A 13,795-nucleotide genomic window follows, 5' to 3' on the forward strand; every position below is an offset into this window, starting at 1 on the left:
GCTTGCCCGATAAATAAACTATATGGAATAAACATTAGATTTAAACACTTCGTTATATTAAGGGAGTGTAATAAATATTGTGTGGATACAGGGAAAGCTGAAACGCTTTGGTGAATATGATACAATGGAAACGGATAGGAGGTAATTCGATACCCGGATCCATTACCAGACAGACCGCCCTAAAGCACCCAAGGGGCTGCCCAGCTTGTTTCAGCAGGGTTGTGATCGGGTATTTAAAGTGTCAGATGCCTGCCGGAAGGCAGAGTTATGTTCCTGTGAACCGCGGACGGCTGGGGCTTATTTTTTTTAGCCAAAGCTTGCCTGGTGGCTGTAAGATTCACCTTATGACCACAATCGCCGGCGCACACTAACCACCATATGATGTTACTTGCAGATCTTTTCGGCATTCTCAAAATCGGAGCATTAACTACAAGCGTTCTGGGAGGGAATTACTATGGCAACGAAAGGTCATAACGAAGTAAAAGAAAGTCTGCTGGAGATGACACGGATATTCCGGCCCAAAGATCCTAAGAAATTTGTGAAGGAATATGTCCGCAAATACCGCATAATGGGTGGATATGAAGAAGAACTGACACATCTGGTTGAGCACGAAATGGGAAAATTGGATTCGTCCGTTTCGTAACAACCGGAGTTAAATGAAGAAATAAAGCCTTACCAAATATAAGCTTAAGCCTAAAACCGCCTGCAGACAGGCGGTTTTTTTTCATGTCCGGCATACATATAGATAAGTGCTCCCAAGAGGAGGCTGGTAAGGGAGGTTGTTCATTGAAGGGAAAGCTGAAGACGGATGAGGAAATTAAGCGGATACGTGAAGCAGGCAGGATCCTGGCCGAGTGCCACCGGGAAATCGGGAAGCTGCTCGCCCCCGGTATTACCACACTGGAAGTGGATGCTTTTGTGGAAAGTTTCCTGAGCAGGCATAAGGCCACACCGGAACAAAAGGGGTTCCAGGGATTCCCATACGCTACCTGTGCATCGGTGAATGATGTGGTATGCCACGGATTCCCGGATAAGCGTCCTTTGGAGAGCGGTGATATTGTGACCATCGACATTGTAGTGAATAAGGATGGCTGGCTGGCCGATTCCGGCTGGTCTTATGCCGTGGGACGCCCGGCGCCGGAAGCCGGGAACCTGCTGGAGAAGGCACGTGATGCTCTCTTTGCAGGAATACACGCAGCCCATGCCGGAGGCCGGACAGGGGATATTGGCTGCGCGATTCAGCGGGTAGCCGAGGCTGCGGGACTTGGAATAGTGACGCCGCTTGTGGGCCACGGAATAGGTCGGCATCTGCACGAGCCCCCGAATGTGCCGAGTGTCGGCACACCGGGAACCGGGACACTGCTGAGGCCCGGTATGGTGATTACCGTGGAACCGGTGCTGACCATAGGGGAGACAGGGGCGGTATTCTGGGATGATGACGGCTGGACGATCCGAACGGCCGATGGATCCTTAGGGGCTCAGTTCGAGCATACGATTGCCATACTCAAGGACGGGGTTCAAATATTGACCGATTAAAAGAGGGGCAACTCTCTTTTTTTCATATGTTTTCATAGTCTAAGAGATGAAATTTTAAAAAATATGTCATAATTTGAAACTAGCAATTTCAGACCTTGAATATGGGACGAGACTCCCTGTCAAATCATAGACATGGGCAAAAAGACAGAGCTGAAATCGCTTGCAAACCCAGCAGCGGCGCGACTTTTCTCAATTTTGAACATTCTGTGAACTACCCTTGAATCATTGACAAAAGTGTGTACTAATCATATATTTAATTAGTGATTGTTCGAATTGACAGGATAGCAGTTTCCGTGATAAAGCAGGTCGATTGGTTCCTGATTTTGGGGAAGAGGTACTTGTGATGAATCGGAAGACAAACGTTAAAGTGGGGTAGATCAATGATGAAACGGTGGCAGGCTGTGAAACGGCTCCTTCCTTTGTTTGCGGGGCTGATGCTGTTGTTGTCCGCTTGTGGTCGCGAGGATTTGTCGGCACTTAGACCTCAGGGACCCGTGGCACAGGGGCAATTTGATTTAATGAAGCTTTCCATAACCATTATGATTGTCGTTCTGCTTATTGTATTCGGTATTGCGGCTTATGTTTGGATACGTTTTCGCCGCAGATCCGGACAGACAGACGTCCCGGAACAGGTGGAAGGCAACTTCAAACTTGAGGTGCTCTGGACGGTAATCCCTTTGATTTTGGTTTTGATTCTGGGGATCGCAACCGTGCAGAAGGTATTCGCGTATGGGGAGAACTATTGGAATGACAAGAACGCGGTTAAGGTCAAAGTAACTTCGCACCAGTTCTGGTGGGAGTTCAACTATCCTGAATACGGGGTAACCACCGCACAGGAGCTTGTGATTCCAACCGGCAAGAAAATCGCATTTCAATTAAAGACCGCTGACGTGCTTCACTCGTTCTGGGTGCCGTCACTTGCGGGCAAGACGGATACGAATCCGGAGGGAGCCATCAACAATGCTTGGTTTACTGCGGATAAGGAAGGCGTGTACCTGGGCAAATGTGCCGAGCTTTGCGGACAATCCCACGGTCTTATGGAATTCAAAGTCAAAGCGGTTAGTCAGGCTGCCTTCGACAGCTGGGTGAAAGCGATTAAGGAACCGGTGGCTATGCCTGCTGAACAGGCAACTGCCGAAGTGCTCAAGAACCAATGTCTGACCTGCCATGCGATTGGCAGTGAGGGTGGACCTTCCGCACCGAATCTGACAGGAATCGGCGGACGCGAATCGGTTGCCGGGATTCTGGTCAACGGTGTGGACGGAACGGTCAAGGAGAATCTGAAGACATGGCTCGAAGACCCTCAGGCTGTAAAGCCGGGGAACAAGATGCCAAATCCGAAGAAAGACCTGAAGCTGACCGATGAACAAATTGACGCCATTGCCGATTACTTGGCAAATTCTAAATTAAAGACCCAATGATTTACCGCACGGCGCATTTCGGATAGGAATTTTTAAAGGGGGTACAAACCTTGGCTCACGCTCACAGTGTCAAGCGCCATACAGGGCTGATGGATTGGTTAACAACGGTTGACCACAAGAAGATCGGTATCCTGTACTTAATTGCCGGGGCTTTATTCTTCGGAATCGGCGGGATCGAAGCCTTGATGATCCGCTGGCAGCTTATTAAACCAATGAACGATTTTGTATCAGCTCAGACCTTTAATGAGTTGATTACCATGCACGGTACGACCATGATCTTCCTTGGCGTAATGCCAATCATCTTCGCGCTGATGAATGCGGTTATCCCGCTTCAGATCGGGGCGCGTGATGTTGCTTTTCCATTCTTGAACTCGCTTGGCTTCTGGACCTTCCTGTTCGGGGGACTTCTGCTCAACATCAGCTGGATCATGGGTGGGGCGCCGGATGCCGGCTGGACGGCTTATGTGCCACTGTCCTCTACCATGTACAGTGAATCGCACGGGGTAGACTTCTATACGGTAGGTCTGCAGATAGCAGGTCTCGGCACACTGATCGGGGGGATTAACTTCCTGGCCACGATCATTACGATGCGCGCACCTGGCATGTCCTTCATGCGGATGCCAATGTTCACCTGGACGGCCTTTATTACTTCCGCTATCATTCTGTTTGCATTCCCTGCTGTTACAGTAGGTCTTGTACTTCTAAGCTTTGACCGGATACTCGGCGCCAACTTCTTTGAAGTAGGCAATGGGGGTAACCCGGTACTTTGGCAGCATATCTTCTGGATTTTCGGACACCCTGAAGTGTACATACTTATTCTTCCGGCGTTTGGTGTCATCTCAGAAGTTATTCCGACGTTCGCGCGCAAGCGCCTGTTCGGTTACAGTTCAATGGTGTTCGCAACGATCCTGATCGCCTTCCTGGGCTTCATGGTATGGGCTCACCATATGTTCACAACCGGTATGGGACCGGTGGCTAACGCCCTGTTCTCCATATCAACGATGTTGATCGCGGTTCCGACAGGGATCAAGATCTTCAACTGGCTCTTTACGCTGTGGGGTGGACAGATCCGCTTCACCGCAGCGAATCTCTATGCTTCCGGTTTCATTCCTACCTTCGTTATGGGTGGGGTTACCGGGGTCATGCTGGCATCCGCCCCGGCGGACTATCAGTTTCATGATACGTATTTCGTAGTAGCCCACTTCCACTACGTTATTGTAGGGGGGCTGGTGCTTGGTTTGTTCTCGGGTCTTCATTATTGGTGGCCTAAAATGTTCGGACGTGTGCTTGATGAGAAGCTGGGTAAGGTTGGGTTCTGGTTCTTCATTATCGGCTTCCATATGACCTTCTTCGTGCAGCATTTCCTGGGTCTTCTCGGAATGCAGCGCCGGATCTTTACGTACCGGGGGGATCAGGGCTTCGATACGATGAACCTGATCAGTACGATCGGTGCGCTGTTAATGGCCGTTGGGGTATTGGTATTCCTGCTGAATGTCATTATTACATCAACCAAGCCGGCAAATGCGCCTAACGATCCTTGGGAAGATGGCCGTACACTGGAATGGTCGATTCCTTCACCTCCTCCAGAGTATAACTTCAAGCAAATTCCGCTTGTTCGTGGTCTGGATGCATACTGGAAAGAGAAGATGGCTGGACATACGGAGATGACGCCAGCCGAACCGGTTGGTCCAATTCATATGCCATCCGCATCCATACTGCCGTTTGTGATGTCGGTAGGTATCTTCGTAGCTGGTCTTGGATTTATGTATCATCAATATGTTGTATTAGGCATCGGTCTTGTGGTCACTTTCGGTTGTATGGTGATCCGTTCGCTGTACGACGATCATGGCTGGCACATTGATCCGGAGGAAACTACTGAGAAGAAGGGGGTTAAGGCATGAGTGCACCCCATGCTGAGCAAGTAACGTCGGCACTTCCCCATGAGCCGGAGAAAGCTACGCTGGAAGGCCGCAATAAGATTCTCGCATTCTGGTTGTTCCTGGGCGGTGAGTCCGTTCTCTTCGGTACATTGTTCGCGACATTCCTTGCTCTACGTGAGCAGGCCGCGGATGGGCCAACGGCTAATGAGCTGTTCCAGCTGCCTACGGTTGCCGCAGCTACCTTCATCCTGTTGGTAAGTAGTTTGACAAGTGTATTTGCTATTCAAGCCATGCACAAGGGAAATAGGAAGGCCCTCTCCCTGTGGCTCGGAATTACTGTGCTTCTTGGACTTGGATTCTTGGGACTCGAAATTTACGAGTTCTACGAATATGTGAATCATGAGAAGTTCGGTATGACCACAAGTGCATTCAGTTCGGCGTTCTATACGCTGGTTGGGTTCCACGGAGCCCACGTATTGTTTGGTGTCGTATGGATATCCCTGCTGATCGCACAGCTTGCGAAGAAGGGCCTTACGGTGGTTACTGCGCCTAAGGTGTATGTGTCCGCTATGTACTGGCACTTTATCGACGTGGTTTGGGTATTTATCTTCACCGTCGTATACCTCCTTGGAAAGGTGGGTTAAGACATGTCGCAGCATAACACGAACCAGGGGAGCGCGGTAAGACACAGACACCGCACGGAAGGTCCCCAGAAACATATTATCGCGTTTATTTTCTCCATCGTGCTAACTCTGATTGCATTCGCTACGGTCGCTGCTGGTGGTGTGAATACATCGTTCACCATCATTCTGCTTGTGGTCATGGCCATCCTCCAAGTTCTTGTCCAGCTTGGATACTGGATGCATATGAAGGATAAGGGACATCTGATTCCAATCCTGTTCCTGGCATTTGGATTCTTTGTAGCCGGGGCAACAGTATTAACAGCTTTATACTTAGTTTGGTGGTAAAATAGAGGGGAGGCTGGCAGACAGCCCCCTCTTTTTTGTACGGTGAGACATTTGTCACACAATCGACAGTAAATACGTGCCAGCAGAGATGGAGGGTTTGGTATGCTGGGATTAGAGTATTTTAACTTCAGAGACTTATGGAGCCCGTTGTTCCTGGCTGTAATTCTCTTAATAACCGCAGGATATCTAATGTTGGTGGGGCCACTTAGTGAACGCTTTAAGGACGCCAAACCCGTTCCTGTGGGCCGCAAGATGGCCTTCGCAGCCGGAATGCTTGTTCTGTATCTGGCTCAGGGCGGACCGATTAGCCTGCTCGGGCACATTATGTTCAGCTTCCATATGCTGAGCATGGCGCTGACTTATCTGATCGCTCCGCCGCTCTTGATGCTGGGAATTCCAGATTGGTTGTGGAGAGCAATCCTGAGGGTGAACCCGCTGAAGGGCTTATCCTTTCTTGCGCGCCCGATTGTAGCCGCTGTGCTGTTCAACGGATTGTTCTCGTTCTACCACATCCCGGCTGTACATGATTATGTCATGCTTCATTTTGGTGTTCACCGGCTGTATTATGTGGTTCTGTTCATTGCTGCGGTATTGATGTGGTGGACACTGGTAAATCCGCTTCCGGAGCATTCCGAGATCAAAGGTCTGCGGAAAATGGCTTATATCGCAATCAACATGGTCTTGCTTACGCCTGCATGTGGTCTGATTATTTTCTCTTCAACCAGCCTGTATGCAACTTATAATGATCCGGCGGTATGGGCGAAGGCAATGGGCTATTGTGTAACGGGAGATCCATCTGCTCTGCTTAAGACCTTTGGAGGCCCGGGCTATTTCGCCTACCTTGACACCCACGTGGATCAGCAGGTTGGCGGGATACTCATGAAGTTTATTCAGGAGATCATTTTTGCCTCGATGCTGGCCTACGTGTTCCGGAGCTGGTACAAGCAGGAGAATAAAGATGATGGGGAAGACGAGTTGGTATCCGGTCCGCAGGGAACTGTAGGACAGGGCCAGCCGTAAGTCGAACAGGAGGATGAACTTAAGATGGATATGTTTACACTGTTTCCAACAATCAGTACTTCCTTTATCGTAATTAGTGCGATCTTGGTGGCTATTGGTTGGGGACTGATTATTAAGGGCCGCAGGGAGGCCCATAAGAAGGTGATGATTGCGGCGGCGGTCGCAGCGTTAATCTTCTTCATCATCTATGCATCACGAACAATTTTTGTCGGGAATACGAACTGGGGTGGCCCGGCTGATCTGGAGATCTACTACCGGGTGTTCCTGATCTTCCACATTGTGCTTGCAACGGTGGCCGCTGTATTCGGCTTGACCACTCTTGTGCTGGCCTTTAAGGAGAAATTCGCCAAACACCGCAAGTGGGGAAGAACGACTGCTGTGATTTGGTTTTTCACTGCTATTACAGGGGTAGCTGTATATATCCTTCTGTATGTGATGTATCCAGGAGGCCACACCAAACCGATGATTGATGCCATTTTTGGGACCTAAAATGAGTAACAAAGAGAGTTAACGGATTTGAAGAGACCGACGGGTAACCGCCGGTCTTTTTTTTATTTTTTGGCGGCATGCCGTTGACATGGTTAATTATGGACATTATACTGTGTATAAAGACATACACACTAAGCACACATGAGACATGTGTATACACACTCAGACAATCACTATTGAATCAACATAGAGAGAGGTTGATTAACCTTGGGTACTTGGAGAGACGGTTGGTATATTTTCTTAAAGGATTTGAAGACAGGGCGGTATTACCTCATATGGAACGTACTCTTCATGCTGTATATGGGACTAACTACGAGCTTTATCTTTAGCTCAGATGATCGCGCCAAACACGTTATAAATCCGCTGGGTGATTTCATGCTGCTCCTGCTTGTTCCGCTTGCGGGATTCACGTTTTGCAGGCGGTCTTTCCGGTATCTGAAGGATGATTCCTATACTCAAATGCTGTACTACTACAGAATGCTACCGATTCCCCTTAGCGCTGTAATTAAGGCCAGGCTGCTTCAGACCATCTTTGCCTTCTCGTTTAACAGCTGCTTTTTCTTCGGGCTGATGTTATGGCTCTCCGCCCCTTTTTGGGGAGATGCAAATTTCAGTGCATACCTTGCCTTCGCCTTAACCTGGATAGGATACGGGTTAATGATCACGAGTGGATACATGTACTTTGAGTTCTTGAAGCGCGGCATTGTATATATGTGGGTGAGCTTTATTGCTAACGGCATTATAGCCAGCCTGGCCTTTATTGTTGAAGCATTTAGCGGTAATTTGGTCAGATTTGTGATGGACTATGCAAAACAATACGGGTTACTATCTCCGGTGATGTGGGGAAGCTTGATCATAGGAGGCTTGCTGATTGGCATCAACAGCAAAATCATACTTAGAAAGCTGGCAGTTCGAGACTTGGCATAAGACGTAAACGGGATGCTGAATAGATCAGCTTACCTTGGAAACCCGCTGTCAGCGGCTAAGAAGTGCAAAATGGACATAGGGATGAACCTAAGGAGGCTTTATCGTGCACGTATGGATTGACCTTAATCCGGATTCGCATCATATAGAACTCTGATAAGAAGAGAGATTACAGTAATCTTTGGTTCACTCCAGTTGATATAGAGAACTGAAGGTGAGGTGCGGAAGGTGTGGATTCCCATTCAAATTAATGAAAATAGCGCTGAACCCCTGTACCACCAGATCAAGACACAGCTCCGTTCTCTCATTGTCAGTGAGCAGATCGAGGAGGGTACACTGCTGCCTTCCATCCGGGAATTTGCCGGCAGCTTGAACTGCAGTGTTATCACCATCCGGCGGGTGTATCAGGATCTGGAGAATGAAGGCTTCCTGCGCACCAGGCAGGGAACGGGCACGTTCGTAGCTAAGGTGGATCAGGGGGAACGGACGGAGTACCGCAAAGCTGTGGTGCAGGAAGCGGTGGAAGCGGCGGTAGATGTCGGACTTTCCGTACAGTATGGGGAAGATGAGCTGAGAGCGTTATTTTTACAAATATTGAAGAGAAAATATCACGGTGAATCTGGAGGAGGAGAGGGCAAATGACAGAAGGCTTGGCGGTACAGCTGAACGGAATCCGCAAGAAGGGCAGAAGGAAGCCGATCGGTCCTCTGAATCTGGATATCCCCTGCGGCTATGTGGTGGCGCTGGTAGGGCCCAATGGGTCAGGCAAAAGCACGATTATGAATCTGATCTTGCAGACACTCCACCCGGATGAAGGGGAGATCAAGTGGTTCGGAGAGTCGGTCGCCGGGGTACTGCCCACGCAGCTTAGGCAGTCCATTGGGTATGTCCCTGAAGCCCCGATCGTTGATGAAAATTCCCAAACCGTAGAGGAAGCTGCCGAATTCCGGGCACGCTGGTATCCCAATTGGGATCAGTGGAAGCTTGAAGACCTGCTTCGGAAGTTTGAGGTGCCGGAGAAGGGCAAGCTGAGTAAAATGTCCAAGGGGGAGCGCCGCAAATTTGAAATTGCCGCCGCAATGGCCTGCCGGCCGAAGCTGCTGCTGCTGGATGAGCCTTCATCTGGACTAGACCCCTTTGCCTGGAAGCATATGATCGAAGTGCTTCGCAGTGCGATGGAGGAGGATGAGCTGACGATTCTGCTGTCCACGCACATTGTAGATGAGGTCAAGCGGCTCGCGGATTACATCGCACTGGTCCACCAAGGCCAGGTCAAGGGCATGGTGGAGAAGGATGTCCTCTTAGGAAATTGGCGGGAGATCTGGGTCCGGGGAGACAAGGAGAACTTTGAGGGACTTAAGGATATCCTTGAGGCTGAGGAAGATGGGCCATCCACCTGGCGGCTCCTGGTTCAGAACCAGACCACGCTGGAAGATCAGCTTGCAGAGCGCGGCATCACTATCGTGAGAAGCCGGGGGCTGGAGCTTGAGGATATTTTGTCCTTATGGATGAAAGGCAACCTGCCTGAAGAGATCAAATGGAAGAGAGGAGATTTATAATGGCACAACCACTAGTTATTGATAATCTGGTTAAGCAGTATGGGGAGAAGACAGCGGTTAACGGGGTGTCCCTGGATGTGAAGGAAGGCGAGATTTACGGGCTGCTCGGCGGCAACGGGGCAGGCAAGACGACGACCATGCGTATGGTGCTTGGTATTATTTATCCGGACGGGGGGCGTATTCAATATCACGGGAAGGACTACAGCAGCGAGCTTCAGCACGGCATGGGTTATCTTCCGGAGGAGCGCGGTCTGTACCCGAAGGTGAAGGTGAGCGACCAAATTATTTATCTGGCCCGTCTTCGTGGAATGTCCGCCAAGGAGGCTGACAAGAGCTTGCGTTATTGGCTGGACCGATTCGAGGTGCCTGAGTATTACGACAAGAAGATAGAGGAACTGTCCAAAGGGAATCAGCAGAAAATGGGCTTTATCGCAGCGGTGGTTCACTCTCCGAAGATTCTGATTCTGGATGAGGCATTCAGCGGTCTGGACCCAGTCAATGTGGAAGTGCTGAAGTCCACGGTCAAAGAGCTTCGGGATAACGGCACCAGCATCCTGTTCTCTACTCACCGTATGGAGCATGTCGAAGAGCTGTGCCAGCGGATCACAATCCTGCATAAGTCTAACACCGTGCTGCAGGGGAATATCCGGGAGATTAAGAAGCGTTATCCACGGGAGCAGATTGTGCTGAATACGATTGGCGAAGTTAGCGGGCTGGAGAGCATTGCCGGTGTGAGAAAGGTGGAGAAGAATGAACGCGGTTATCTGATCCATATCACCGAGACAACTGCCGCGCAAGAAATTCTGTCCCATGCCATGCGCCAAACTGAAGTGGAGCATTTCGAAATCAAGGAGCCAACACTAAATCAAATCTTCATTAAAGAGGTGGGTGAGTCCAATGAATAAGCTGGGTACGGTAATTGGCTTTACATTTTGGAACAAGGTGAAGACCAAAGCATTTGTCGTCACAACGCTGATCTTAGCCATATTAATGACAATCGGGATTAATTTGCCTTATTTGATTAAATTGTTTACCGGGGATGATGGCGGCAGCAGCCAGACCAAGATCGGGCTGGTCTACGGCAGCCAGTCGGAAATCGCGTTAAGATTTGAACAGTATGCTTCGCAGCAGAATAAAATCGGCTTTAAGATTGTTAAATACGAAAAGGCTGATGAGAAGCAGTTGAGCAAGGATATTCAGGATAAAAAAATTGACGGATACCTGCAGTTCAAGGATGCACCGGCAGGACAATTTCCTGAAGCCGTGTACACTTCCAAGGACGGCGAGCTGGGCATGAGCCTCCAGTCCGCGCTGCAGGGCGGGCTTCAGATCGTGAAGACCCAGTACATTACCAAGGGATTATTGACTGAAGACCAGGTAGCCTCGCTGAATCAGCCGATTCAGATTGACACCCAGCAGGTCAAGAGCGAATCCGGCGGGTCACAGGCAAGCTCTGGTAAAGGGAAAATGAACACAGCAAATTATATTTTTGTATACATCATGATGGTCTTGTTCTGGATGACCACTGTGACCACAGGCAATATGATCGCATCCGAGGTCACCTCTGAGAAAAGCTCGCGGATCATGGAGATCCTGATTACCAGTGCAGCCCCAGTCACACAGATGTTCGGTAAGATTATCGGCATGTTCCTGATCGGCATTCTGCAGATCGCTGTTTTTGCAGTAGTAATTACCGTGAACATCATGCTTCCACACAATAAAGGGGCATTCAGTCAATTTGGCATTAATATTAACGAACTGGATTTGAGCGTGCTGGTTTACGGGCTGCTGTTCTATATACTGGGCTATCTGCTGTTTGCAACCCTCTTCGCGGCGATTGGTTCCATGGTCAGTCGTACCGAGGATTTGGGTCAGGCAGTTATGCCTATCACCATGATCAGTCTGGCCTCCTTCTACATCGGAACGTTCAGCGCTTCATCGCCGAACTCGATGATTCTGAAGGTAGCGTCCTATATTCCGTTCACCTCCCCGGTATCGATGCTGGTCCGGGCAGGACTTAGTGATACACCTATGTGGGAAGTCGGTCTGTCGCTGCTGATTCTTCTGATCTCGATCTTCTTCTTCGGATGGCTGTCCGCAAAGATCTACCGTACCGGTGTACTTATGTACGGGAAGCGCCCGACTTGGAAGGAAGTCCGCAAAGCTATGCAGGCTTACAAGTTCTAAGGGCGAGTGTGCGACGGACTTGACTAGCTACCAGGAAAGGGAGAGCAGTATAGTGAAGCCGTTTGAGGGGTTCATAGGCTAGGTACCCAATCGCTGGAAATAAGGAGGAGCACCTATGAAAAAGACCTACGGAAGCGGGCTCGCTTTAGGGATTGCAATTGGAGCCGCACTCGGAGTATTGATGAAGAATATTGCAGCCGGAATAGGGATTGGTGTCGCTGTAGGAGCGGCACTCGGGGCTGCTTTCGACCGGAGAAACAAGAGATAGTAGCACTTAGTATAAACTGGCGTGACCACAGTTTTATGGGTTAAGCTGATATGCTCCTCTTGCAGCAGGAAGGTGAAATACAGTAACCTGACTCTGTAAGAGGAGTATTTTTATGCGCAAAAAAGCCTGTTCTGCGCTTCCAAACCAAGGAGGGTCTAGAAAATCCATACGTCAGTGTGGTATAAGGGACAAATCCCTTATTTACAGTTCTGCCCGACCTCTTCCATGCCGTTAAGTCGTCCCCGCTGCCCTATTGTGCGGCGAATTACGGATATGCTTAAATAACAGAAAAGGTTGGAAATCCGATCGCCGAGAAGCTCGGTAGAAAGAAGGAGGGAGGGCAATGGCCCAGCTGGATTTTGATCCAAGCGGATACACGGTCAGCTACGGGGAAGAGCGTATTCCTCTGCTGGCCAAAGAATATGCGCTCCTGCAATTTTTATACAGCCACCGCGGTCAGGCCTTCAGCCGGGAACAGCTGCTGGACCGGGTATGGCCGCTGGAATATCCGGTGGAGCGGACGGTCGACGACCATATTTACCGTTTGCGTAAAAAGCTGCGTCCTTGGAGCACCCGCATCTTTCTGAACACGGTGCGCGGTTATGGCTACAGCCTGACAGTCAAAGAACCGGATCTCCGCAATCCTTCGATGCAGGATACCGAGCTGCAGGCTCAAATGCGGGAGCTGATGAACAAATACCTTCTGTATGGCCAATGTAAATCGATGATTACGATGGCGGGCCAGCAGGACCTGCTCGGCTTTGAGCTGCCGCCGTCTCACCTGATCTTTATCCGGTACGTACAGGCGGATATCGCCTGGTTTTTGAACGATACCAAATATCCGCTATCGAGCAAGCTTTACTATTTGCTGCACTTTTATTTGTATTTTTACCATGAGCCGAAAAGATGTCTGGAGTACTTCGAGCGCACCATCGCTGCAAACATCGGTCCGGAAGACCATCAGCGGGAGCTGAAGCTTCTGAATATTATCGGGTTGTACACCGACAATGGCCGGGTCGAAGAGGACTTGGCCCGGGTTAAGGCGGCATACGAGGCTGTTCGGGAAGCTGAGGGAGACCTGGACATTTTCAACGTCCATATTAAAATGTCGGAAATATATGTCCACCTGGGGGCAGACAACGTGCCTGAAGCCGAACGCTGCGCGGACGAAGTCGAACAGATGTTGACTGAAACCCCGTATTTGCGGGAAATCTGCGCGTATCACGGCCTTAAAGGGCGGCTGCTGCTCCGGCAGGGAAAACACTCCGAGGCCGCGGTTGCCCTGAACTACGGCATTGAGGTCGGTGAGATGACACATAACGTGCCGCTGATCGTCGGCTCGATCCGGGAGACGCTGGTTTTTCTGGAGCAGCGGGTACAGGAGCCCAGGCTTCAACGCCAATTTGCCGCGAAATACGCCGAATATAACCGGAATGTTCAACTGGATACTTATAAAGCGCTGATTGAACAAAAAATTGAAAGCATTCTGGACGCTGTCTGATGTTCCTCTGATATTCCTTCGTTACAGTGAGAGTACCACACT

Annotated in this window: 15 protein-coding genes; all 15 read left to right on the forward strand. The window is 49.9% G+C overall.

The genetic code is table 11. The features are described from left to right. The first annotated feature begins 454 nt into the window (after positions 1–454). Positions 455–643 (forward strand): hypothetical protein, encoded by a 189-nt coding sequence (locus KJS63_RS19210; RefSeq protein ID WP_213620607.1) that lies wholly within the window; start codon positions 455–457, stop codon positions 641–643. Positions 644–786: 143 nt separating this feature from the next. Then, the gene (gene map, locus KJS63_RS19215; RefSeq protein WP_244862683.1) at positions 787–1,536 is read left to right on the forward strand and encodes a type I methionyl aminopeptidase; all 750 of its coding nucleotides are present in this window, start codon (positions 787–789) and stop codon (positions 1,534–1,536) included. A gap of 380 nt (positions 1,537–1,916) precedes the next feature. Further along, entirely contained in the window at positions 1,917–2,957 is a 1,041-nt protein-coding gene (gene coxB, locus KJS63_RS19220) for a cytochrome c oxidase subunit II (RefSeq protein WP_068613993.1), read from the forward strand. Between the two features lie 89 nt (positions 2,958–3,046). Beyond that, positions 3,047–4,858: a cytochrome c oxidase subunit I gene (gene ctaD / locus KJS63_RS19225; protein WP_068621908.1), complete on the forward strand. Its 1,812-nt coding sequence runs from the start codon at positions 3,047–3,049 to the stop codon at positions 4,856–4,858. Next, positions 4,855–5,481 carry a cytochrome (ubi)quinol oxidase subunit III gene (locus KJS63_RS19230; protein ID WP_068613996.1) on the forward strand — a complete coding sequence of 209 codons (627 nt, stop codon included), beginning with the start codon at positions 4,855–4,857 and terminating at the stop codon, positions 5,479–5,481. Before ctaD ends, KJS63_RS19230 begins: the two co-directional genes overlap by 4 nt. Positions 5,482–5,484: 3 nt before the next feature. Next, a complete protein-coding gene (locus KJS63_RS19235) occupies positions 5,485–5,805 on the forward strand; it encodes a cytochrome C oxidase subunit IV family protein (protein ID WP_068613999.1) in 321 nt (106 codons plus the stop codon). Positions 5,806–5,907: 102 nt separating this feature from the next. Beyond that, on the forward strand, positions 5,908–6,825 hold the full coding sequence (gene ctaG, locus KJS63_RS19240; RefSeq protein WP_213620609.1) for a cytochrome c oxidase assembly factor CtaG: 918 nt from the start codon (positions 5,908–5,910) through the stop codon (positions 6,823–6,825). Between the two features lie 24 nt (positions 6,826–6,849). Then, positions 6,850–7,314, forward strand: a complete 465-nt coding sequence (locus KJS63_RS19245) for a DUF420 domain-containing protein (RefSeq protein ID WP_068614005.1) — start codon at positions 6,850–6,852, stop codon at positions 7,312–7,314. A gap of 207 nt (positions 7,315–7,521) precedes the next feature. Beyond that, positions 7,522–8,241, forward strand: coding sequence for a hypothetical protein (locus KJS63_RS19250; RefSeq protein WP_213620610.1), 720 nt, complete (start codon positions 7,522–7,524; stop codon positions 8,239–8,241). Positions 8,242–8,466: 225 nt separating this feature from the next. Beyond that, positions 8,467–8,880 carry a GntR family transcriptional regulator gene (locus KJS63_RS19255; protein WP_213620611.1) on the forward strand — a complete coding sequence of 138 codons (414 nt, stop codon included), beginning with the start codon at positions 8,467–8,469 and terminating at the stop codon, positions 8,878–8,880. Next, the gene (locus KJS63_RS19260; protein ID WP_213620612.1) at positions 8,877–9,797 is read left to right on the forward strand and encodes an ABC transporter ATP-binding protein; all 921 of its coding nucleotides are present in this window, start codon (positions 8,877–8,879) and stop codon (positions 9,795–9,797) included. Before KJS63_RS19255 ends, KJS63_RS19260 begins: the two co-directional genes overlap by 4 nt. Then, positions 9,797–10,702 carry an ABC transporter ATP-binding protein gene (locus tag KJS63_RS19265; RefSeq protein WP_213620613.1) on the forward strand — a complete coding sequence of 302 codons (906 nt, stop codon included), beginning with the start codon at positions 9,797–9,799 and terminating at the stop codon, positions 10,700–10,702. The genes KJS63_RS19260 and KJS63_RS19265 overlap by 1 nt, the downstream gene beginning before the upstream one ends. Further along, complete coding sequence (locus KJS63_RS19270) at positions 10,695–11,984, forward strand: ABC transporter permease (protein ID WP_213620614.1); 1,290 nt, start codon at positions 10,695–10,697, stop codon at positions 11,982–11,984. Before KJS63_RS19265 ends, KJS63_RS19270 begins: the two co-directional genes overlap by 8 nt. A gap of 115 nt (positions 11,985–12,099) precedes the next feature. Then, positions 12,100–12,252: a glycine zipper domain-containing protein gene (locus tag KJS63_RS19275; protein WP_213620615.1), complete on the forward strand. Its 153-nt coding sequence runs from the start codon at positions 12,100–12,102 to the stop codon at positions 12,250–12,252. Positions 12,253–12,595: 343 nt separating this feature from the next. Further along, positions 12,596–13,753 carry a winged helix-turn-helix domain-containing protein gene (locus tag KJS63_RS26470; protein WP_213620616.1) on the forward strand — a complete coding sequence of 386 codons (1,158 nt, stop codon included), beginning with the start codon at positions 12,596–12,598 and terminating at the stop codon, positions 13,751–13,753. Positions 13,754–13,795 lie beyond the last annotated feature (42 nt).

It is taken from the genome of Paenibacillus sp. J22TS3 (genome assembly GCF_018403205.1).
GTDB lineage: Bacteria > Bacillota > Bacilli > Paenibacillales > Paenibacillaceae > Fontibacillus > Fontibacillus tuaregi.